Origin of the sequence: Vibrio sp. 1641, assembly GCF_033339995.1 — a bacterium.
Classification (GTDB): domain Bacteria; phylum Pseudomonadota; class Gammaproteobacteria; order Enterobacterales; family Vibrionaceae; genus Vibrio; species Vibrio alginolyticus.
The window spans coordinates 68,394-89,352 of record NZ_JAWOVP010000013.1; the positions used below are offsets into that span (position 1 = coordinate 68,394).

At 43.2% G+C, this 20,959-nt stretch carries 23 protein-coding genes; 11 read left to right on the forward strand and 12 right to left on the reverse strand.

The features are described 5' to 3' along the window. The 5 genes from R7Z47_RS19605 to R7Z47_RS19625 form a co-directional block, all read right to left on the reverse strand. Window positions 1-1,476: a methyl-accepting chemotaxis protein gene (locus tag R7Z47_RS19605; RefSeq protein ID WP_318130559.1), complete on the reverse strand. Its 1,476-nt coding sequence runs from the start codon at window positions 1,474-1,476 to the stop codon at window positions 1-3. 133 nt (window positions 1,477-1,609) lie between these two features. Further along, a complete protein-coding gene (locus tag R7Z47_RS19610) occupies window positions 1,610-1,843 on the reverse strand; it encodes a major coat protein (RefSeq protein ID WP_015975175.1) in 234 nt (77 codons plus the stop codon). A gap of 10 nt (window positions 1,844-1,853) precedes the next feature. Further along, window positions 1,854-2,099, reverse strand: coding sequence for a hypothetical protein (locus R7Z47_RS19615; RefSeq protein WP_015975174.1), 246 nt, complete (start codon window positions 2,097-2,099; stop codon window positions 1,854-1,856). A gap of 11 nt (window positions 2,100-2,110) precedes the next feature. Further along, on the reverse strand, window positions 2,111-2,464 hold the full coding sequence (locus R7Z47_RS19620) for a DUF1293 family protein (protein ID WP_017822035.1): 354 nt from the start codon (window positions 2,462-2,464) through the stop codon (window positions 2,111-2,113). A gap of 3 nt (window positions 2,465-2,467) precedes the next feature. Beyond that, entirely contained in the window at window positions 2,468-3,736 is a 1,269-nt protein-coding gene (locus R7Z47_RS19625) for a replication initiation factor domain-containing protein (RefSeq protein WP_318130562.1), read from the reverse strand. A 126-nt stretch (window positions 3,737-3,862) separates the two neighbouring features. Here R7Z47_RS19625 and R7Z47_RS19630 point away from each other — a divergent pair, with 126 nt between their 5' ends. Next, entirely contained in the window at window positions 3,863-4,231 is a 369-nt protein-coding gene (locus R7Z47_RS19630) for a DUF3693 domain-containing protein (protein ID WP_046875304.1), read from the forward strand. 173 nt (window positions 4,232-4,404) lie between these two features. Here the strand turns inward: R7Z47_RS19630 and R7Z47_RS19635 are convergent, their stop codons facing one another. From R7Z47_RS19635 to R7Z47_RS19645, 3 genes are all read right to left on the reverse strand, one after another. Continuing rightward, window positions 4,405-6,126: an ATP-binding protein gene (locus tag R7Z47_RS19635; RefSeq protein ID WP_005377471.1), complete on the reverse strand. Its 1,722-nt coding sequence runs from the start codon at window positions 6,124-6,126 to the stop codon at window positions 4,405-4,407. Further along, a complete protein-coding gene (locus tag R7Z47_RS19640; RefSeq protein WP_017634895.1) occupies window positions 6,116-7,297 on the reverse strand; it encodes an FIST signal transduction protein in 1,182 nt (393 codons plus the stop codon). Before R7Z47_RS19640 ends, R7Z47_RS19635 begins: the two co-directional genes overlap by 11 nt. 113 nt (window positions 7,298-7,410) lie before the next feature. Then, window positions 7,411-7,767, reverse strand: a complete 357-nt coding sequence (locus R7Z47_RS19645) for a hypothetical protein (RefSeq protein ID WP_238951925.1) — start codon at window positions 7,765-7,767, stop codon at window positions 7,411-7,413. Window positions 7,768-8,024: 257 nt separating this feature from the next. Here R7Z47_RS19645 and ccoN point away from each other — a divergent pair, with 257 nt between their 5' ends. From ccoN to uspE, 10 genes are all read left to right on the forward strand, one after another. Further along, a complete protein-coding gene (gene ccoN / locus R7Z47_RS19650; RefSeq protein ID WP_005396488.1) occupies window positions 8,025-9,452 on the forward strand; it encodes a cytochrome-c oxidase, cbb3-type subunit I in 1,428 nt (475 codons plus the stop codon). Between the two features lie 12 nt (window positions 9,453-9,464). Continuing rightward, window positions 9,465-10,085, forward strand: coding sequence for a cytochrome-c oxidase, cbb3-type subunit II (gene ccoO, locus R7Z47_RS19655; RefSeq protein ID WP_005377475.1), 621 nt, complete (start codon window positions 9,465-9,467; stop codon window positions 10,083-10,085). 9 nt (window positions 10,086-10,094) lie between these two features. Then, window positions 10,095-10,268, forward strand: a complete 174-nt coding sequence (locus tag R7Z47_RS19660; protein WP_005377485.1) for a cbb3-type cytochrome oxidase subunit 3 — start codon at window positions 10,095-10,097, stop codon at window positions 10,266-10,268. After that, complete coding sequence (gene ccoP / locus R7Z47_RS19665; RefSeq protein ID WP_005377487.1) at window positions 10,268-11,242, forward strand: cytochrome-c oxidase, cbb3-type subunit III; 975 nt, start codon at window positions 10,268-10,270, stop codon at window positions 11,240-11,242. Before R7Z47_RS19660 ends, ccoP begins: the two co-directional genes overlap by 1 nt. Before the next feature lie 105 nt (window positions 11,243-11,347). Beyond that, window positions 11,348-11,824: a FixH family protein gene (locus R7Z47_RS19670; RefSeq protein WP_005377489.1), complete on the forward strand. Its 477-nt coding sequence runs from the start codon at window positions 11,348-11,350 to the stop codon at window positions 11,822-11,824. Window positions 11,825-11,828: 4 nt separating this feature from the next. Then, entirely contained in the window at window positions 11,829-14,192 is a 2,364-nt protein-coding gene (locus R7Z47_RS19675; protein WP_213872050.1) for a heavy metal translocating P-type ATPase, read from the forward strand. A 15-nt stretch (window positions 14,193-14,207) separates the two neighbouring features. Beyond that, the gene (gene ccoS / locus R7Z47_RS19680) at window positions 14,208-14,372 is read left to right on the forward strand and encodes a cbb3-type cytochrome oxidase assembly protein CcoS (RefSeq protein ID WP_005377493.1); all 165 of its coding nucleotides are present in this window, start codon (window positions 14,208-14,210) and stop codon (window positions 14,370-14,372) included. A gap of 8 nt (window positions 14,373-14,380) precedes the next feature. Further along, the gene (locus R7Z47_RS19685) at window positions 14,381-15,061 is read left to right on the forward strand and encodes a sulfite exporter TauE/SafE family protein (protein WP_017634899.1); all 681 of its coding nucleotides are present in this window, start codon (window positions 14,381-14,383) and stop codon (window positions 15,059-15,061) included. Between the two features lie 90 nt (window positions 15,062-15,151). Continuing rightward, entirely contained in the window at window positions 15,152-15,898 is a 747-nt protein-coding gene (locus R7Z47_RS19690) for an FNR family transcription factor (RefSeq protein ID WP_005377497.1), read from the forward strand. Between the two features lie 180 nt (window positions 15,899-16,078). After that, window positions 16,079-17,026 (forward strand): universal stress protein UspE, encoded by a 948-nt coding sequence (gene uspE, locus R7Z47_RS19695; RefSeq protein WP_005377500.1) that lies wholly within the window; start codon window positions 16,079-16,081, stop codon window positions 17,024-17,026. A gap of 140 nt (window positions 17,027-17,166) precedes the next feature. Here uspE and ttcA read toward each other — a convergent pair whose 3' ends face one another. From ttcA to R7Z47_RS19715, 4 genes are all read right to left on the reverse strand, one after another. Next, window positions 17,167-18,060, reverse strand: a complete 894-nt coding sequence (gene ttcA / locus R7Z47_RS19700) for a tRNA 2-thiocytidine(32) synthetase TtcA (RefSeq protein ID WP_005377502.1) — start codon at window positions 18,058-18,060, stop codon at window positions 17,167-17,169. Between the two features lie 199 nt (window positions 18,061-18,259). After that, a complete protein-coding gene (locus R7Z47_RS19705; protein ID WP_033905302.1) occupies window positions 18,260-18,922 on the reverse strand; it encodes a DUF2987 domain-containing protein in 663 nt (220 codons plus the stop codon). A gap of 13 nt (window positions 18,923-18,935) precedes the next feature. Continuing rightward, window positions 18,936-19,772, reverse strand: coding sequence for a glucosaminidase domain-containing protein (locus R7Z47_RS19710; RefSeq protein ID WP_033905301.1), 837 nt, complete (start codon window positions 19,770-19,772; stop codon window positions 18,936-18,938). Then, window positions 19,765-20,562 (reverse strand): hypothetical protein, encoded by a 798-nt coding sequence (locus R7Z47_RS19715; protein WP_005389175.1) that lies wholly within the window; start codon window positions 20,560-20,562, stop codon window positions 19,765-19,767. The genes R7Z47_RS19710 and R7Z47_RS19715 overlap by 8 nt, the downstream gene beginning before the upstream one ends. Window positions 20,563-20,959 lie beyond the last annotated feature (397 nt).

Here is a 20,959-nt window from a genome sequence, read left to right on the forward strand (position 1 = left end):
TTAACCTCCAAAAATAATACGACGCGCCGCAAACACTGACGTCATGATGAGCACCGCACGAATAAAACCGAACACCCAATCAAAGCTGATTTGCTCCTCAAAACTGAAGTCACCGAAGAACGGCACAGGGAGCACGAAAGAAGGGCGCTTGGCACTGGATAAGTCGAGGTCACCAAACGAGTTCACAAAGTTGTCGATGGTGTTGTGTTTAAGATCATCTAACTGACCGGACACCAAACCACCTAAGCCATCGGGATAGCCCGACTCATAAAATCCGGTACAACTTTGGGACTCGATACACGTACCACCCGTACCTGCACCAGACGTATCTGTGTTTGCGATGCCGTCTAAGGTGTCAGAAATACCGGAAACCTCATCCGCGATACCATCCATTGCCCCTGCAATTTTCTCTACATCGTCACCCACACCATTAACGGCATTGGTGTTCTTGTTCATGGCCGTGGTGATGTCAGCATTCGCTTGTTGGATAAGGGCCTTAGTGTTTTCGTAAATCTTGTTGTCGTTGATTTGCTGCTTTTGAATGGCTTGCGTGTTGGTGACCATAGACGCATTCAGCGCAATGATTTGGTTTTGAACGTCAGCACTGGCTTGATTGATGTCGATGTTCATGTCATTCAGGGCTTTGTTGACGTCCTTATTCATCCCAGTAATGGCTTTAAGAACTGCCGTGTCTGTCGATTCATCGGTGTCAGGCTCTTCCACGTCTGGCTCACTGTCGGTATCCGGTGGATTCACCGTATTGGTTGAGCCATCAGGTAATACGCTAGGGTCTTCGATGTCGCCTGTTGGGTCGTCAGGGTCATGAATGGGGTCATCAGGAATAATAGGGGTGTCAGGGCCATCTTTACCCCAGAAGAGTGTACCGCCTTCACACTGGTTGCCTGTGAATTGAAAGTTACCATGACAGATGGTGTTTTGTGTCCATTGGCCGGAATCAACGCCCGTACACAGTGTACTATCACTAGGAGTACGCTCCAATTCACAACGGGTTGCGCCATAATCGCCATAACATGACCCTGTCACTTGTTCGCCATAGACGTAAGCCAACCACTGAAGCGATTTGATTTCATCAATGGATTTTTTAAACTGACACACGTCCATACAAGTGCCGTCAGGGTTCTTGCCATATTCACAAACCGATTTACAACGTAAGGTAGAGGGATCAAATTCGCTATTTTCTGGACAACGCACCTCATAATAGCCAAGACCAAGTCCATTATCACAAACCGTTTGATAGGGATAACGAGCATTAGCATATGGTGTCTTCTCAAATGTGCATGTGTCGAAATACCCAGTATCCAAAAAACAAGTATTTACCTTGTAAGGGTCAACCCATTCACCTTGAGAGCCACAACCCCTCATTTGCATATGACCAATACGAGCTTCTAAAGCATACGTAGGACTACTGGCACACAGAATAACAAGGGCAATAAAAAAACGGAGATAGTGATTCATTGTATTAAACCAATAAAAAAGGGAGCCGAAGCCCCCTTATCCTCTAAAGTTTTGGCTGGCCACGTATCCGGCAATGCCACCCAAAAGCACAAAGACGATGAGTTGGACATCGTGGAGAACGGCCAACATAAACTTAAGCCTTGTTCACAGCACGCTTAGCAAGAGTGATGGATTTGTAAGCCATAGTAATGCCGACAATCACCAGACCTGCCGCGCCGATTTTGGTTGCCACACCAGATAAGTCGATAGCGGAGAACGGGTCAGCTGCACCACCTTCCGCCGCCATAGCAGGGACAGAAAGCACCGCAACAGTGACGGTTGCCGCCGCTTGTTTACCGAACTTTTTAAGCGCGTTTAGACGTTTCATAACAGATTCCTCAAAGTAGTTTTATTAAACGTATTGCCATCTTGATGGCGTAAGTTGAGAGATATCCGCCAACGAACACCAAGGTGAAACCCAAGCCGAACGCTTGAGATATCTCTCCTGGAGTCAGCTGTGTGTAGCTCATTAACGTGTCATATTCTTGAGCCGTGACCATGACATAACCGCTGCATGAAGCCGCTTCAATGTCAGGAACGACAGCGAGAAAACCGTCCGCGTTAGGTAAAGCACACACAGGCATAACGAAATTCCTTATTTAGCCTTTAACGAGGCTTCAAAATGTTTCTTGATGTCGTCATCCACAGGGATGAGTTCTGTCACAATGGCACCTGCCAATGGATCGTCTGGGTTAATCTCCAAACGCAATTGGTATTCACGGCGAGGAACGAGGGCACCAGTGCGCTCAAGTAATAGGGCGTATTGATGATCAATCATCAACGGTTGGTCCCACTGTGGATTCACATCACCCGATTCACCGATAGTGCGGCGTTTGAATTTCTCCGAGTTGATTTCACGTAGAGGACGTGACACGTTCAGTTGAGCACTGTCACCACGTGCTGAGTTCCAAGTGATATCCATGCCAAGTACAAAAACGGATTTAGCCATTTGTTAAGTCTCCAATATGTGAGTCACCAACTTGCCGTAGGTATCGGGGAAGGTGAATTTCGTTCCATCACGGACAAGGGAACCGACCACGGTTTCAATGTCGCCCTCATGGAATTCGATAAGTGAATTAAGGATTTTCCCGTACTGGCGGCGCATCCAGTGCGCAGAGGCCAACAGGTCTAACGCCGCGCGTTTAGTCGGGACGGGTTTGGTATTGAATTTCTTAGCGGTAGAAATTGATGCAGCAAAATCATTGAGCGCGGCATACGCGCCAGCTGGATTCAGCAACACATCAACATTCCATTTTTTAAGCTCAACTTCAGAGCGGTACCAGACAAGGCCCGTGTTCGCGAGTTTCTGCTCAAGAGCTTTGTTGTAGATACGCCAGTAAATGCGCGAGGTACGCGAACCAATCGAGTATTGTTCTTTGGTGTAAATCGGTTTGCCATCTTTGCCGATACTGGCAATGGTCATGTCTTCATGAAGCACCGGACCACGACCACGCTCAGCGGTTCTGAAACAGTCGTCACGCCACGCCTTGTAAGCGTATTCGCAATCAAAAATCCCGTCGTAATCGTCATAGGCCAAATCAACACGCGCCAGAGTTTGCACACCAAGTACATTGGTCAGCCAGTCATGCAGCGACCACGCAGGACGACGGGCAAATACATGCTTGCATCCCGTTCCGTTGATTTGGAAATGTACCGTGTCATTGTTACCGCCGATACCAACGAAGCCGCAGAAGTCTTCACCATCTGGCGAAGTCAGTTTCATGGATTCGGTGTAGAACTGGAAACCCAAACCGCGAGGCGCAGACAGCGACAGACCAAGCACTTGATTGGTGAAGATGCGCAAGCAATCTTCCAAGTAGTTGCGATAGCAGATATCAAAGGCTTTGTTGTACGCTTCAATTTCTTCAGACGTCTTAGCGACCGTCGGATTAAACACAGGTGGAGCAGGGAACTTAGGTGCACGGCAGTGACGCTGTAACAGTCCTGATTTGGCAAAGCCTTTGTATTCTTCATGCTTGTGCAATCGACGAACGGCGTCATGACAATGAAAGTCGGGCGCATCCTTAACGTCTTCATCGGTGATGCCATGAATAGCCGTTGCGTCAGCAGGAATCGAACATGTAGGTTTAACAAGTTCGTTCACGATAACTTTGCCAGTGTGAGCGCAGATAGCAGTGAACTCGACAATTTCTGCTTGAGAACCTAAACCAGTAGTTTCCGTATCAAGAATGATCGCGTTCTGAGTAGAGAGTTTTTTCATAGCAACACCAAGCAAATTTAACTGAGTAACCAAATTTGGTTATTAGCGTAATCACCAAAATTGGTTAGCGCAAGACACCAAAAATGGTGATTGATAAGCTAAACTGACGGAAACGGAGGAAGCGGTATGTATCAGAACAAACTATTAGATGCCTACAAAAAGGCTCAAAGTTACGTACAAGACAAACAAATTGCAGCGGATATGAATGTGCCGCCGCAAAGAATCAGTGATTTCCGCAAAGGAAAGCGTTATATGACTGATACACAAGCAATTTTTCTTGCAGAGCAATCAGGTTTAGACCCTGAAATTGCATTGCTGGGTTGTCACGCTGATCGCAATGATAATCCGCAGATAAAAGCAGTATGGGAAGGAATTGCAAAAAAGTTTAATGGGCTTGGATTGTCAGGAATCTCAATGGCTTGCACTGGATTAGCCTTAGTGATTTCAAGTCCACAGGAACCACTATTACAGTGCGCATTATATGTGTTATGTTAAATTGAATATAGCCGTACGCTAAATGTTGTCTGAGTATGCTCCTATTCCCCTGCAGATTTTAAATTTAAGGGCCTTACTGTGAGCATTAAACATAATCGTTATTTACCATAAAATACTTAATATAGATCTTAATAATCTATCGATTGTTAAGATCTATATTAACGCCTTTTTACTTATTGAAATGACTGTATAGCTTCAAAGATATCTTGTCTTCTAACTGGCTTGGAAATGAATCCGTCCATACCGGCATCCAGGCATTTATCTCTATCGCTTTCTAGCGCATGTGCAGTTAACGCTATAATTGGGGTCCTGAGACCTTTATCTCGAATAAGTCTTGTTGCGGTAATTCCATCCATCACTGGCATCGAGACATCCATGAGAATCAAATCGATTAAATCCTCATTCTCTTCTAAAAATGTTAATGCCTCTGCTCCATGGCTTGCGATATGAACATTATGGCCAAGCTTATTTAAGATAAGCTTTATTACGAACTGATTCGATTCGGTATCTTCTACGACGAGAAGTTCCATTGCTTTTGTCGGTTGATTGGTTTCGATTCTAACTGGACGATTTTGATTACAACGAGTCAAAACTGGAATCGAAATCGTAAAGGTTGAACCAACATGCTCATCACTTTTAACGGCAATCTTTCCACGCATCATTTCGACTAAATGCTTGGTTATTGCGAGCCCCAGTCCTGTACCACCGAAGCGTCTCGTGATGGAACGGTCTCCTTGATGAAATGCCGTAAACAAGTGCTCTTGCTTTGCTTTAGATATACCAATTCCAGTGTCAGATATTGAGATCACAAGTTCAGCATCTTGCTCAGATACAGAAACTTTTACTTCACCTTCGTCTGTAAACTTTATTGCATTCCCTATTAGATTAAACAGAATTTGAGATAACCGCGTGGAGTCAATCCAAAATTGTTTGTCATTAGTGACAGTACAGTTGAGCTTGAATTTAAGATTTTTCTTCTTAGCTATTTGTTTTTGCTGAGAAATAACAAAAGTGACAGTGTCTCTTAAGTTAATCCATTGTTCATTGAGCTGAAAGCGACCTGACTCGATTTTAGAAAGATCAAGAATGTCACTGATTATCGCGAGAAGTAACTCTGCAGAGCACTCCATTTGGCTCAAAGCATCAATTTGTTCTTCTGACAAGGTTGATTGCTTCAGTATATCTAGCATTCCAAGAACGGAATTTAAAGGGGTTCTTATTTCATGACTCATCATCGCTAAGAACTCCGACTTAGACCGGTTCGCAAGCTCTGCTTCTTCTCTTGCTTTAGCGAGCTGAGTTGTTCTTACTTCAACGATACGTTGTAACTTCTCTTTGGTCTCGATATCAATGACCGCCCTTTCAATTAAGGGACGAAACCGCCTCAAGGTTTCCTTATTCTCTATGCTAAAGTGCCCTTTCTGAGCTCCAATAAGTAGGATTACGGTTTGCGTTACTTCTGAACGTATACCAGTTAAAACGACCGAGTTTACATGGCTTTTTATAAAGCTGTTTAAGTTAACAAACTCAGCGAGTTTATCTGGCTCGAACAGTAGAATGCATTCACCATTGAGAGCTCTTTGATAGGTGTTACCGTGTAACCAGGATACATTATCAAATACGCTATTAGTTGATATCAATGTCTTGAAGGGATATCGTTCACCATCACGAGTCAGTACAATAAAATCATCGAAGTTGATGTACTTTTTGAGGACATTGTTTAATCCCGTAAATATCTCATGCCGATTCTTTGCCTCACTCATCGCAGATATCGCGGAAAGAATGGCCTTGTTTTCATCAGCGAGTAGTCGTTCTCTTTGTCTAGCCTGCTTTAGCTCAACTAACGCTTCTTGAAGCGCTTCCTGTTGATATATGTCTAAGTATTTATCTTTCATAAGGTTTATGGAATATAGCCGATGAAATCATCAGGTTTCCATGTCCATTCTCACCACCAATAAATCTACCTTGCTCGCCGAAAGTAAAAGGGCAAATAAAAGGCAAATGTTCTAGTTCTTGGTTAATTTGTTCACAAACGCTATTCATGTCTTGCATTAAGTGCAACATGGGACCTGCGCAAAAGATATTTATCACTCCAATTTTTCGAGACTCTTCTAATTTTTGGTTAAAAGCGGCATTGACGACTTTTGCAGCGCGCGCAACGAGATGCTCACGACTTCCTTTCATTAATGTGAGCTCGTCACCCTCTTCTATTCGTGTAAACAACTCGATTCCACCATCTGGCGTCTCACGGATCGGATGGGATAACTTGTAATATGGGCGATCATAGAGATGACCTGCGATCCGCCCTAATGGATAAGCACTCGAGTTTGTAAACAGCATATTATCTTTACCTACTTGGTTATCCTGGTGATTTGTCCACCTTCTATAAACATTGAGCGCAGGTTCATTATCAATTTCAAGTAAGCATCTATCGTTGGTCTTGGTTGCAACACCTTTGATATTAGTTGGTGTATGCCCAGCGCTAAAAGCGATATCAACAGGTTGAGAGGAGTAAAAGAGAGTTAAGCTTAAACCTGAAGTTTGAGAGCCTTGGGCGGTTATCACAGACCATTTCCCAGCGATGTTATTATCAGCGGCCGAACCACCAATAATTGGAATTAGAGTTCCAAATCTTTCATCTATAGACGCAATGATTGATTCCTCTTGCCCTGGTGTAGCATGAAGTAGAATTAAGTTTGGTACCTCTCCTACACGGTTTGCGTTCTCAAGGGCCATATCCAAAGCCTTGGTGACGCTGTCACCTGAGTTGTGATTAGAAATACCAGTACCATAAGCATGAGGACCTGTATCATAAACAGCAAGTGCCGCAATTACTGGTCCTGTATGAAAGCCCTGATCTGTCATTACGGCTTGACATGAACTGGCGCCATGAAAAGGCACACCAGGAAAATGCGCAAGAAACGCTTCTCGAATCAACTCGAAATTGTATTCTTCCGTGTAGTAACACATCACGTAAGACAAGTTCTGTTGTGTCAATTCGGACCTGAGCGTTTTTATCGCTGAGTCTTCATCTTTAATATGAGTAAAAACTGATTGGCAATGCATACGATTTTATAATTGGATATCACTCTGCTGTTATACCATTCCAACCAATTTTCTCTAGGTAAGAAGGTGTTAATTTCATTAATAAGTTACGATTATCTCGTGATAGATCGTATTTATAATTGAACTACAACAATGTTTTCACCTTTTTTAAAGGTGATTTTTTTCGATTCAGGCATGATGTCCCATTCTACTGACTTATGCTTTTCGTTGAGATTGATAAAATTACCAGATTGATTTAGATCAATTTTTAGAGTGCTACTTTCTGTCGTTTCGAGCGAAATTCCCATTGAGTCACGATTAATCGTGATTATTTCTCCTTCAATTGTTACATCGCATCGTTCTTTTTGTGAACAGTCAACGCTATTAACACTCTCGTGTGTAAAGGTACGCCAGAAAAATGCGCCTATTAAAACACCGAGCATGATTAAGATTTGTGCAAGTCGCGCCTTTGTTAACTTTTGTGCAGGCATAATTACTAATATCCTTGTTACAAACTTCAAACTTTTTAAATAAAAAATGATTTCCAGAGGTCCAGTAAGGTTACTACCCTGTCATTGAATTGTTAATTCAAGTATAGTGTCACGCTGAAAATGCCACTTTTTATTAAAGTCAGCAATGGAAATAAGGTGATGATAACACTTGAATTCTAGAGTTTACTTGGGTGGTGTTACGACGCAAGTCGTGTTGGAAGTAAAAGTGTAGTTAATTAGAAATTGGAAGCATGCAAATGAGCCAAGTAAAGCAGCTTGAACAAAACTACAACTATACAGTCGTTCGCCAATTTACCCTTGTGACCATTTTATGGGGCATAGTTGGTATGGCTGTTGGTGTTTTGATTGCCGCTCAATTAGTTTGGCCACAGCTAAACTTTGATACGCCGTGGTTGACGTACAGTCGCTTACGTCCACTGCATACTAATGCGGTAATTTTTGCGTTTGGTACCAGTGCTCTGTTCGCAACGTCTTATTATGTTGTACAGCGCACATGTCAAACACGTCTTTTTGGTGGCCCACTCGTTGCCTTCACCTTTTGGGGTTGGCAAGCAATCATCCTGGCAGCAGCCATTACTTTGCCTCTCGGTTTAACATCGGGTAAAGAGTATGCTGAGCTAGAATGGCCTATTGATATCGCAATTGCGCTAGTATGGGTATCATATGCGGTGGTGTTCTTCGGCACACTAGTGAAGCGAAACACGTCACATATTTATGTGGCAAACTGGTTCTTCGGTGCCTTTATTATCACAGTAGCAGTACTTCACATCGTGAACAGCATGGCTATTCCTGTGTCACTTGGTAAATCTTACTCGATTTACTCGGGCGCAGTGGATGCGATGGTTCAGTGGTGGTATGGACACAATGCGGTAGGTTTCCTACTGACCGCTGGTTTCCTAGGTATGATGTACTACTTCGTTCCTAAACAAGCTGAACGTCCTGTTTATTCTTACCGTCTATCTATCGTTCACTTCTGGGCACTTATTTCTCTATATATTTGGGCAGGCCCTCACCACCTTCATTATACAGCGCTACCAGACTGGACTCAGTCTCTAGGTATGGTTATGTCGCTGGTTCTATTTGCTCCTTCTTGGGGTGGTATGATCAACGGTATTATGACGTTATCTGGTGCATGGCATAAGCTTCGTTATGACCCTATCCTACGTTTCCTAATCGTTTCACTGTCGTTCTACGGTATGTCTACCTTTGAAGGCCCGATGATGTCGATTAAGACGGTTAACGCACTTTCTCACTACACAGACTGGACCATTGGTCACGTTCACTCTGGTGCGTTAGGTTGGGTTGCGATGGTTTCTATCGGCTCTGTATATCACTTGGTACCTCGCCTATTTGGCCAAGAGCGTATGTACTCTGTTGGTCTAGTTAATGTGCATTTCTGGCTAGCAACAATCGGTACCGTTCTTTACATCGTTGCGATGTGGATCTCTGGTGTAATGCAAGGTCTTATGTGGCGCGCGGTTAACTCTGACGGTACGCTAACTTACAGTTTTGTTGAATCTGTAGAAGCGTCTTATCCGTTCTACTTTGTACGTTTCCTAGGCGGATTTATCTTCCTATCTGGTATGTTCCTAATGGCATACAACACGTACAAAACGGTAAGTGCACCTAAAGAAAGCCTAAAAGCTATCCCACATCCGGCATAAGGAGATTTAAGAATGAGTAATAATTCTAATAATCGCCATGAAATCTTAGAACGTAATGTCGGTTTGTTGGCTATTTTTATCGTGTTTGCTATCAGTTGGGGCGCTCTTGTAGAGATCACTCCTCTGATTTTCCAAAAGCAAACGACTGAACCTGTAGAAAATCTGCGCGCTTACACTCCTTTGGAGATGGAAGGCCGTGATATCTACATCCGTGAAGGTTGTAACGTCTGTCACAGCCAGATGGTTCGTCCTTTCCGCTCAGAGACTGAACGTTACGGTCACTACTCTGTTGCTGGTGAGAGTGTTTGGGAACACCCATTCCTTTGGGGCTCTAAGCGTACAGGCCCGGATTTAGCTCGTGTTGGTGGTCGTTATTCTGACGAATGGCACCGTGTTCACCTGTTAGATCCTCGTGAGCTTGTACCTGAGTCAAACATGCCAGGTTTCCCGTGGCTAGCTGAAAACGTTTTAGACGGTAAGCTAACTCAGAAGAAACTTGAGCTATTTCGTGATCAGTTCGGCGTTCCATACACTGATGAAGAGATCGCGAATTCGGCTAAAGAAGTAGAAGGTAAAACAGAGATGGATGCAATCATCGCTTACCTTCAGTCTCTTGGTCATGCAATGAAGTAAGGGGATCATATGGATTTCGGTACAATTCATAGTATTTATACCGTTGTACTCTTCGCTAGTTTTATTGGCATCGTATGGTGGGCATTTAGTAAAAAGCGTAAAGCACGCTTTGAAGAAGATGCCAACTTGGTGTTTGCTGACGAAGAACAAAAGACCCCTAATAACCAAGGAGTGAAGAAGTAATGACTACATTCTGGAGTCTCTGGATTATCGTGATTACTGTCGGTACGCTAGTAGGCTGTGCGATTCTCCTGACTTGGTGCGCTAAAGATAAAATGGGCGTCGAGGAAGGGGAAGACATGGGCCACGAGTACGATGGTATTCGCGAGCTAAACAACCCTCTACCAAAGTGGTGGACTTACCTGTTTGTAAGCACATTTGTGTTCGCAGCAGTTTACCTTGCCCTATTCCCAGGTCTAGGTAGCTTCAAGGGCTTTTTAAACTGGCAGAGTTCGGCTCAAACCGTTCGCTCACTAGAAGAGTCAAAAGAAGCCATCGCTGCAGCACAAGAGAACAAGCAACTAAACCAATATGCAAAAGAACTGGATGATGCCGACGCTTACTTCGGCGAAGCATTCCGTAAACTTGCGCACAATGACAGTGGTCTACGCCCAATTCCTGAAATTGCGCAAGATCCTGAAGCATTAAAAGTTGGTCAGCGTTTGTTTTTGCAAAACTGTTCTCAATGCCATGGCTCTGATGCACGTGGTCAGAAAGGCTTCCCTAACCTGACTGATGATGCATGGCTATATGGTGGCGAGCCAGCAGCGATCGTTACAACCATCATGCACGGCCGTATTGGTCAAATGCCAGCATGGAAAGATGCCCTTGGTGAGCAAGGTGTTCAAGAAGTTGTAAGTTACACACTTAGTCTATCTGGTCGTAAAGTAAATGCTCGTGAAGCCGCGGCAGGTAAAGCACGCTTCGTAGTGTGTGCTGCTTGTCATGGTACCGATGGTAAGGGTAACCCTGCAGTCGGTGCGCCTGACCTTACAGACCAAGACTGGTTATTTGGTGACTCTCGTGCAGCTGTAACAGAAACCGTAATGAACGGACGCTCAGGCGTAATGCCTGCGTGGAAAGACATTTTGGGTGAAGATAAAGTTCAGCTCGTTGCCTCATATGTCTGGAGTTTAAGTAACTCAGAGAGTAAGTAACTGAGATATTACGTAACATAGCAATAACAGCCCCTTTCATAGGGGCTGTCTTTCCTTTAAATTTAACGCCTTACATTTTTTCATTTAGCTGTTGAGAACTTTTTTATGGTAAAGCCTTGGTATAAACAATTTTGGCCGTGGTTCCTAATCATCCTTCCTCTTACTGTCGTAGTTTGGACTGTGATTACTGTGGTCGTTTTCTCGAACAACTCTGTTTCTTTAGTCGCTGAGGATTACTATAAAAAAGGCAAAGGCATTAATATCGATATTAGTAAAATGAATGTCGCTCGTGACCTAGGTCTTAACGCTGAGATTTCCTCTGAAAATAACAATGTTGTGATTGTTTTCGCTAAAGGGAAGCTACCTCATTACCCTGCTCTAACGGCCACTTTCACTCATCGTACTCTTCCTGATCGTGACTTCACAAAGCTTGTAACAGCGGATGCATCTGGTAATTACCGACTAAAAGCTGAGGAATCTATTCAAGGGCCATGGTTTGTTGAACTACAACCACACGACAAGCAATGGATGATCCAAGGTAAAGTTGAGTTTCCTGCCTCTTCAACACCGTTAATGAAGTAAGCATATGTGTAAATCCTGTTATCACTGCGGTGAAGATGTACCAGCCAACACGGATTTCAAAGTAGAAATATTGGGTGAAATTCGCGACATGTGTTGTCCGGGCTGCGAAACTGTGGCGCAGACTATTGTCGATAGTGGTCTTGTCTCATATTACCAATACCGCACTGCGCCTGCAGAAAAGGCAGATCTAGTACCAGAGCAACTCCAAGCTTTAATTCATTATGACAATGCGGATGTACAATCTGAATTCGTACGAAATCGCGAAAATGTTTCTGAAGTAACCCTTTCTTTGGAAGGCGTTTCATGTGCCGCTTGTGCGTGGTTAATCGAAAAGCAAGTTTCTAATACGGCCGGGTTGGTATCTATCCGTGTTAATACAACCACCAATCGAGCGTTACTAGCCTGGGATAAAACTCAGGTACGGTTAAGCGAGCTCCTTTCCGTTATACATAAACTTGGTTACAAAGCTGCACCTTTTGAAGCAGATAAGCAAGAAGCCTCTTACCATCGAATGATGAAGCAATATCTATATCGGCTAGGTATTGCAGGTTTAGCAACCATGCAGGTCATGATGCTCGCCGTTGCATTGTATCTCGAAGTCTTTGGTGATTTAGAGCCAGAGTTTAAAAGTTACTTTCGTTGGGTAAGTTTGATTTTTGCTACTCCTGTTTTGCTTTATTCCGCTCTTCCATTTTACTTAAACGCATGGCGCAGTATCAAAGGCCGAACCCTTGGTATGGATGTCCCGGTTTCTATCGCGTTGATCTTTGCCTATGTTGCAAGTTTAGTTGCAACAGTAACTGAACAAGGCGAAGTCTTCTTTGAATCTATCTCGATGTTTACCTTCTTTTTGTTAGTAGGTCGATTCTTAGAGATGCGCGCTCGTCGCAAAGCTGCTGCAGCGAGTGGTAACCTTCTTAAGTTGATTCCGGCAATTGCTACAACGCTGGACGGTGATCAGATACCCGTGAAGACGCTAAAAGTTGGCGATCGTATTCGCGTTCTACCTGGTGAACATATCCCCGCTGACGGTAAAGTTATTTCAGGCCGTATTCATATTGATGAATCCATGCTAACGGGTGAGTCAGTGCACGTTGTGAAACGAGAAGGTGATGTCGTCTATGCGGGAACGCTAAACGGAGACGAATCATTTGAACTCGAGGTAGTAAGCTCAAAGGCCGATTCAATGATTTCTAATATCGTGCGTTTACAAGATGAAGCTCAACACTCCAAACCTAAAATTGCGGAAATTGCAGACATTGTCGCCCGTTACTTTGTTGGTGTGGTTCTTATTATCTCTGCTGGTACTTGGTTTTACTGGCATCAAACAAAACCAGATGATGCGTTTTGGATCATGCTGTCTGTGTTAGTCGCTACGTGTCCATGTGCGCTATCTCTGGCCACTCCGACCGCTCTCACTTGTGCTACCTCTAGAATGGGTAATTTTGGCATTTTGCTTCGTAAAGGCCATGTGTTTGAGACATTATGTAAGATCAATCACTTAGTTGTAGATAAAACAGGCACTCTAACGAAAGGTGATATTGAGATCTGTGAAACAAAGGTACTTAGTGATCTCCCACAGAAAGATTGTCTATCACTAGCTGCAGCTTTAGAAGCTCATGCAAACCACCCTATCGCTCGTTCTTTTGCAACTTTCACCAATGATGACTTTATCGTGTCTGATGTGCAAAACGTGATTGGGTCGGGGATTGAAGGGATATGGAATGGCAAAATCGTTAAGATAGGCAGTGCGGCTTTTGTTCAAGGCAAAGAAAGTGGTGAAAGCCAGGCGGTCTATCTGTCGGTTGATGGCAAGCATGTCGCTAGCTTTTACTACCGCGACCCTATCCGAAAAGAAAGCAAAGCCTTTATTCAACGTTTTGCTGACGCTGGAATTAAGACAACCCTGCTAACTGGTGATTCTCTCTCAAACGCCCAACCAGTGGCGAATGAAATTGGTATCGATCACATCGTCGCGTCAGCAAAGCCAGAAGATAAGCTTGCATACCTTAAGAGCTTGGACGAAAACAGTATCACTATGATGGTTGGTGATGGAATCAATGACGCGCCGACTCTCGCCGGAGCTCACCTTTCTGTCGCAATGGGCGGTGGTACAGATGTCGCTAAAGCTTCTGCAGATATGACGTTACTTGGGGATAATCTCGAAAAGCTACTAGAGGCACGTTTGCTTGCACTGCGTACAAGAAAGATTATTCGAGAAAACTTGGCTTGGTCTTTGGGTTACAACCTGTTAATTTTGCCTTTGGCGGTCGCAGGTTTAGTGGCTCCCTACATTGCAGTAGTTGGCATGTCTGCAAGCTCAATTATCGTTGTATCTAACTCTTTGCGCCTGCTCAAAGAGAAATAAGTAGAGAAAGCAAACATGGAAAGTCTTTATATATTGATTCCCATCGCTATCGTTCTCGTTTGTGTTGCTGTCGCCGTTTTTCTTTGGGCGGTAAGAAGCGATCAGTTTGAAGATCTTGAACGGCAAGGGCACAACATTCTTCTCGACGAAGAAGACCAATCTAATAGTGATAAAAAGTAGCGACCTTTATGACTCCTGATTTTATCGGTGCGTTGATGATCGGCTTAGTAGGAGCCGGTCATTGTATGGGTATGTGTGGTGGTATCGCGTCTCTACTTACCATGGGCTCTTCTGCTAAAAATAAAACTACCCCTCTTATCCCCCTCTTCTACAACCTCGGACGATTGATCAGTTATACCTTAATAGGTGCATTAGTGGGTGGTGCTATATCAGGTTTATCTGAACTTAGTGGGTTAACGCACTCTCTTGCTTGGTTAAGGCTGATTGCTGCGTTATTCATGATCCTGGTCGCGCTGTATATTGCTAAATGGTGGCAAGGCTTACTTTTAATAGAAAAGCTAGGGCAGTATATCTGGCGCTTTATCTCGCCGGCAGGGAAGAATCTGTTGCCACTAAAGCACCCTCTTCACGCGTTGCCATTTGGCTTTATTTGGGGTTGGTTACCATGTGGCTTAGTTTATTCAGCGCTTACTTGGTCGGCGGTTTCTGGTAGTGCGATGAACGGCGGCCTAATTATGCTTGCGTTTGGGCTCGGAACGCTACCTGCAATGCTTATTATTGGATACGGTGCCAATCATTTTCAGAAATTACAAAAATCATTAATATTTAGAAATATTTCAGCATTAATCCTTATTGGCTATGGTACGTATACCGCTGTAGGAGCCTTAGCATTACTCGGTTTCATATAACGTTAAACTCTATTGAGGTGACATTTTTGCTACCCTTTAGGATTAAGCGATGCTAAAATATTGATGTATATCAAATAGTGAAAGGTTGTTATGATTTCTGAAAAACCTGCAACAAAGCGTATCCAATCAGGCGGTTGCGCCATTCATTGCCAAGATTGTAGCATTAGCCAACTGTGTATACCGTTCACTCTAAATGAGGCAGAACTTGACCAGCTTGACCAAATCATCGAACGTAAGAAGCCTATTCAAAAAGGACAAGAGCTTTTTAAGGCCGGTGATGAGCTAAAATCGCTATACGCTATCCGCTCTGGTACCATCAAGAGCTATACGATCACAGAGCAAGGTGATGAGCAAATCACAGCGTTTCACTTAGCTGGAGACTTAGTCGGTTTCGATGCTATCACTGGTGACTCCCACCCTAGCTTTGCTCAAGCACTCGAAACGTCGATGGTATGTGAAATCCCATACGAAATTTTAGACGATCTATCGGGTAAGATGCCTAAGCTTCGCCAGCAAATCATGCGTTTGATGAGTAACGAAATTAAAGGTGATCAGGAAATGATTTTGCTTCTTTCTAAAAAGAATGCAGAAGAGCGACTAGCTGCTTTCCTTTACAACCTATCAACGCGTTTTTCTCAGCGTGGCTTCAGCCCTAGAGAGTTTCGTTTAACTATGACTCGTGGTGATATTGGCAACTACCTTGGTCTTACAGTCGAAACGATCAGTCGTTTGTTAGGTCGTTTCCAGAAATCTGAGATCCTAAGCGTAAAAGGTAAATATATCACTATCTTAGACCACGATGCATTGATGGAACTTGCTGGTGTAACTAAAGAATAATACACGCTAATTATTGATGTAGCTCGAAAATGAGCTACATCATATTTCTCATAAATTCCTTTCGAAAGTCCTCAAAAAGTTCTCCAAACTAAGCTACAGTAAAAATGTACGGTGAGTACTCCAAAATACTGATTTAATTTACATTCAGTATCTGGTTTTGCAATAGAAGTGGGCTTAGTTATGAGTATATACAGTAAGATCCTTGTTGTAGCTGACATCAATAATGATGAGCAGCCCGCACTTGCAAGAGCTGTTCAATTAGCTCAGAAAAGTGTATCTAGAAGCCGAATCACTTTCTTTTTATCCATTTACGATTTCTCGTATGACATGACGTCAATGCTATCAGTGGATGAAAGAGATGCTATGCGTCGAGGTGTCATTCATCAGCGTGAGCAGTGGATGCGTAAAATTGCTCAACCATACCTAAACGATGGCTTCGACTTTGATGTTTGTGTTGTCTGGCACAACCGCCCTTATGAGGCGATTATTGCTGAAGTCTATGCAGGCAATCATGACCTAGTCATCAAAGGCACACGTAAGCATGATGTTTTAGAGTCTGTCATTTTCACACCGACAGATTGGCACTTGTTGCGAAAATGCCCTATTCCAGTGCTTCTTATCAAGAATGCTGCTTGGCCGGAACAGGCAAGTATCCTTGCCTCAGTACATGTGGGCTCAGAAAACCCGACTCATATTGATCTCAACGATACGATGGTCGAGCGATTAAAAGAAATCACCACTCGGCTTGAGGCCAAGCCATATCTTGTTAACGCCTACCCCGTTACACCGGCGAACATTACGATTGAACTTCCTGAATTTGACCCAACGACTTATACCGATGCAGTGCGAGGTCATCATTTAACGGCTATGAAAGCACTACGCCAAAAACATGGTCTTGATGAAGAACAAACGATAGTTGAGCAAGGTTTACCTGAAGATGTCATTCCGGCAGCTGCAGAGCGCTTGAACGCTGCAATGGTTATTTTAGGTACTACAGGGCGAACTGGGCTTTCTGCTGTCTTTATTGGTAATACAGCGGAGCACGTAATTGATAAAATAAATTGCGATGTGTTGGCTCTAAAACCAAAAGGCTACATTAGTCCTCTCGATCCAAATACAGCAACCTAATCTCTCCTTAGTATTGCTATGTATTGAGCGCTTTCAAATAAACGCTAATAAATCCCCCGAATACAGGGGGATTTTTGTTTGGGAACAGTTAAAGCGTTGGGTACAAAAAAGGAGGTCTAATTGACCTCCTTTTTTACGAGTTAGATGTTCGTAACATCGATGAACATTGATTCATCAATATTCGTCGAAGAAACGACAGCCTCATTAAATTCATACTCTTCGCGGTTACCTTCACGATCTAGCGGTAAGTTAACAAAGTCGAACAATTCGCGGTCTGCTAGTTGGCTTGGGCTTACGTTTTGAATTGATTTAAAAATTGCTTCCACACGCCCTGGCGTCTTCTTATCCCATTCAATCAACATTGCTTTTATAGATTGACGCTGAAGGTTCTCTTGAGAGCCACAAAGGTTACACGGAATTATTGGGAAATCCTTGTGCTCAGCGTATTTGATCAAATCTTTTTCACGACAGTAAGTCAATGGACGAATGACCACGTTACGACCATCATCAGAGCGTAGCTTTGGTGGCATCGCTTTAAGGCGAGAGCCGTGGAACATGTTCAAGAACATTGTTTCGACGATGTCATCCATGTGATGACCTAGCGCAAGCTTAGTTGCACCAATCTTCTCTGCAAATGAATACAGCGTACCACGTCGCAGGCGTGAACATAGACCACAAGTGGTTTTGCCTTCTGGTACCTTCTCTTTTACGACGGAATACGTGTCCTTATCGACAATATAGTAAGGGATATTCAGTGTTTCGAAATACTCTGGCAGAATGTGCTCAGGGAAGCCCGGTTGTTTTTGGTCTAGGTTTACTGCAACCACTTCAAATTTGATTGGCGCAGCTTTTTGAAGATTCAACAGGATATCAAGCATCGCGAATGAATCTTTACCACCGCTAATACATGCCATCACAACATCGCCTTCTTCGATCATGTTGTAATCAGTAATGGCATTTCCAACATGTCTTCTCAGGCGTTTCTGAAGCTTGTTGAATTCTAGGGTTTCTTTTCTTGTATCTATTTGGTTCATTGCGGGCTCTCACATCGCCGATAAATCGACTAGGACTTCCTAACATGGGTTTCTTTGGGGCGTGGATTATACGAGCTTTTTACACAGGATTAAATGCTTGTCTTATTGAGTCTTTAAGAAAAGAGTGTGAAAGATACTTTAGTTACGGTCACAAATGAAAAAAGAGCTGCGATTGCAGCCCTTTCTAAACGTTCAGTGTTCATTTCTTTGCGTTAGGTAGATAAGGTAACACTCGCATCGTCGGTTCTGGTAGTGTCATTGTGCCACCTTGCCCTATTTCACTTAGTGCGACTTGTATCTTGCCATTGACAATTGGCTTTTCGGTTCCGTTTGAGAAAATCACTTTATCATTCAGTTGATTTGCAAACTCCATCGTCACACCTTGAACCTCCGGTGTAAACCAACCCGCAAACATACCGCCTAAATCTTCCAGCATCGTCTGCATTTGAGGTAGAAGAGGCTTAAGTTGGTCGTAAGAAACGTTACCCTGTAATGGTTCTTTGGTCATCACGACAAGTGAGTAATCGCAACGTGTATCTTTTGGGGTATCGACAAAAACCAACGGATTCGCTGACTTCAAGTTTTTATCAACAGGTAAAGGCAACTCTTGTGAAGCAGGGATAACAAACTCTTCATAGTGCTCTTCTTTTTCCATCCAAGCTTTTTCTATCGTACAAATTTGCTTAGTTTTTGCGTCCACAAAAAAGACACCAACTTTCACATCGTCATGCCCTTCTTTGTTGTTGTTTTTTAGTTGAGTGTATAACTTTGAGTACGTGAACATGTACTCTTGAGCTTGGGTTGTCGGCGATACAAGAATTAGCGCCGCACTTCCCAACAGACTTAGGCTTAACTTTTTCATTTTATCCGTTATTTTATTGCGTCCAGTAGGCGTTGTTATGACGAATCATAGCGCGAAGATCGTGTACATAGGCGATGCCACGTTCAGAATAGGCTAGCAACCCATGCGTTAACTCTGACGCGGTTGCGACCGTTAACAAGCCCTTGTTCTTTTCAGCCAGAGATGTTCTGATTTCACGCAGGTCTGCATACGCTGGGTTTCGATTAACATTCATAAAGTAGCCATGAACAGACTGTTGTATAGAATCGAATTTTTCAACTTCATGAACTTTGTTAGCGCCACGTTGCGCTGGAACAATTCCACAGCCCTTTTTATAACACCATTGGCCGAACAAGTTGTTTGCTTGAGTAGCAAAACGAGAAGTGCCCCACGCAGATTCATTTGCCGCTTGAGTTAGAACCAAGGCTTCAGGTAAGACGTTCACTCGCACAAGCATCTCGTCTAGCCATGCTTGATCAATCTTATCGTTACTCAAGGGCAACGAATACAGAGATGATAACCGCTGAGCATACTCTTGTTGTTCTTGCGTCACTTGTCCCACCTTTAAAGAGGTAAGAAAGGCCCGCTCATGACGAATTCGTTGATTCTCAAGAGCAATTTTAGGCCTTAAAAAATCAAAAAAAGCAGCTTTTTTCTCTTTCGTATCTTTTATTGAATTGAAGTCTGGGATATCACCGATGTATGGCAAGTGTGATAAATCGACATGCTTAATCTTGCCAGAGAGTACGTCAGGATTTTCCACATATTTAAACTGTTTCTCGTAGTGTAAATATGGGCCTATAGAAATGAAAGTGGCGGCTATACAGGTTGCCGCCACTCGTAAACTTATTGATTTCAAAGAATTAGGCATCAAACACCTGTGAGTTACCATCGTGATCATTATCGTTTTTCTGTGTTGTAACGATCTTAAGCTTAATTCCAAACATTTCGCGGTAGAGTATGCCTTTCAAATGGAAGAAGAATGGCAGCACAAAAATCAAGCCAATACCGTAGAACATTGCTGCAATAATAAACATTAACATCACGCCTAAGTAAAGCCCCGCGACCACAAAAATCTTCTTGTTGATTGCGCGAAGTGATAACAGCAACGCTTGCATTGGTGGCACCCTTTTCTCACAAATCAACAAAATAGAGTGACTAAATGCCAAGGAAAGATACAGCGACAGTAAAGGAAAAATCATACCAACCACACCTTGTAGCATTAAGCTCATGAGCGTTGCTAGAATAACAGGAATGGTGAACTGCAACCCCTTTCCAACATGGCGCAACTTAGTCTTCAGGCCAGCGACATGGCTCATAGCCATCAAGCTGATCCCCGCATAAATTGGTGCGCTAATCACCTCATAACTGAAATTCGCGACATAAATAGAAGACACAATATCGTTTGTGAACGACTCTGGGTTCTCAAATGCATCAAGAATAACGCTCAAATCGCCCAACTGCAGTTTTAATGCAATATAGAAAATACCTAACTGGACAAAAAGCAATACAATAATGGCAGGAGAAAATGATAAAAAGTGCTGGATGGTTGCTCGCCAAGCTTCGTTAAAAACCGCGCCAGCTTTAAGCTCGTAGTTGCCAGACAAAGCTCGCTCTACACTCCCCCCAAGATTGAAATCTTTCTCAAAATCGTCGTTCATAGTTTATCCAAGACTAACTTGTAAAATTTTGACTGGAATTCCAGTCAATTAATGTAATCGTCATTATAAAGAAATCTTTCCACATCTAACATCACAACTCACCTGCAATCCTTGCAATCTCAACTGTATGGTTGATAATTAACCACTTTCAAGGTCATGAAATTGAAACAATTGTTGAACAAAGTTTAGTGCTATCAAACTGTGTCTAGATGCCAATTAATCTCATAAAAACAGTATGGTAAGGAATGATGGCTTTTTCCTGCAAAATTATTTCTGTTTCAAGATAAGAAAATGCTTTAATTTCACACTTTTGGTGATTATGATGCGCGCCTCAAAAGTGAATGGTTAGTGTCACATCAGCTGGGATAATCCCGGCTTGAACGTGGGGGAAATACAG

Excerpts from the sequence above, each read along its gene's own strand:
- R7Z47_RS19715 (WP_005389175.1), bottom strand. The coding sequence starts at position 20,562 with ATGAACGACGATTTTGAGAAAGATTTCAATCTTGGGGGGAGTGTAGAG.
- R7Z47_RS19630 (WP_046875304.1), top strand. The coding sequence starts at position 3,863 with ATGTATCAGAACAAACTATTAGATGCCTACAAAAAGGCTCAAAGTTAC.
- R7Z47_RS19605 (WP_318130559.1), bottom strand. The coding sequence starts at position 1,476 with ATGAATCACTATCTCCGTTTTTTTATTGCCCTTGTTATTCTGTGTGCC.
- uspE (WP_005377500.1), top strand. The coding sequence starts at position 16,079 with ATGAGTATATACAGTAAGATCCTTGTTGTAGCTGACATCAATAATGAT.
- R7Z47_RS19690 (WP_005377497.1), top strand. The coding sequence starts at position 15,152 with ATGATTTCTGAAAAACCTGCAACAAAGCGTATCCAATCAGGCGGTTGC.
- R7Z47_RS19640 (WP_017634895.1), bottom strand. The coding sequence starts at position 7,297 with ATGCATTGCCAATCAGTTTTTACTCATATTAAAGATGAAGACTCAGCG.
- ccoN (WP_005396488.1), top strand. The coding sequence starts at position 8,025 with ATGAGCCAAGTAAAGCAGCTTGAACAAAACTACAACTATACAGTCGTT.
- R7Z47_RS19620 (WP_017822035.1), bottom strand. The coding sequence starts at position 2,464 with ATGGCTAAATCCGTTTTTGTACTTGGCATGGATATCACTTGGAACTCA.
- R7Z47_RS19610 (WP_015975175.1), bottom strand. The coding sequence starts at position 1,843 with ATGAAACGTCTAAACGCGCTTAAAAAGTTCGGTAAACAAGCGGCGGCA.
- ccoS (WP_005377493.1), top strand. The coding sequence starts at position 14,208 with ATGGAAAGTCTTTATATATTGATTCCCATCGCTATCGTTCTCGTTTGT.
- R7Z47_RS19670 (WP_005377489.1), top strand. The coding sequence starts at position 11,348 with ATGGTAAAGCCTTGGTATAAACAATTTTGGCCGTGGTTCCTAATCATC.
- ccoP (WP_005377487.1), top strand. The coding sequence starts at position 10,268 with ATGACTACATTCTGGAGTCTCTGGATTATCGTGATTACTGTCGGTACG.
- R7Z47_RS19660 (WP_005377485.1), top strand. The coding sequence starts at position 10,095 with ATGGATTTCGGTACAATTCATAGTATTTATACCGTTGTACTCTTCGCT.
- R7Z47_RS19625 (WP_318130562.1), bottom strand. The coding sequence starts at position 3,736 with ATGAAAAAACTCTCTACTCAGAACGCGATCATTCTTGATACGGAAACT.
- R7Z47_RS19705 (WP_033905302.1), bottom strand. The coding sequence starts at position 18,922 with ATGAAAAAGTTAAGCCTAAGTCTGTTGGGAAGTGCGGCGCTAATTCTT.
- R7Z47_RS19675 (WP_213872050.1), top strand. The coding sequence starts at position 11,829 with ATGTGTAAATCCTGTTATCACTGCGGTGAAGATGTACCAGCCAACACG.
- R7Z47_RS19615 (WP_015975174.1), bottom strand. The coding sequence starts at position 2,099 with ATGCCTGTGTGTGCTTTACCTAACGCGGACGGTTTTCTCGCTGTCGTT.
- R7Z47_RS19685 (WP_017634899.1), top strand. The coding sequence starts at position 14,381 with ATGACTCCTGATTTTATCGGTGCGTTGATGATCGGCTTAGTAGGAGCC.
- ccoO (WP_005377475.1), top strand. The coding sequence starts at position 9,465 with ATGAGTAATAATTCTAATAATCGCCATGAAATCTTAGAACGTAATGTC.
- R7Z47_RS19645 (WP_238951925.1), bottom strand. The coding sequence starts at position 7,767 with ATGCCTGCACAAAAGTTAACAAAGGCGCGACTTGCACAAATCTTAATC.
- ttcA (WP_005377502.1), bottom strand. The coding sequence starts at position 18,060 with ATGAACCAAATAGATACAAGAAAAGAAACCCTAGAATTCAACAAGCTT.
- R7Z47_RS19710 (WP_033905301.1), bottom strand. The coding sequence starts at position 19,772 with ATGCCTAATTCTTTGAAATCAATAAGTTTACGAGTGGCGGCAACCTGT.
- R7Z47_RS19635 (WP_005377471.1), bottom strand. The coding sequence starts at position 6,126 with ATGAAAGATAAATACTTAGACATATATCAACAGGAAGCGCTTCAAGAA.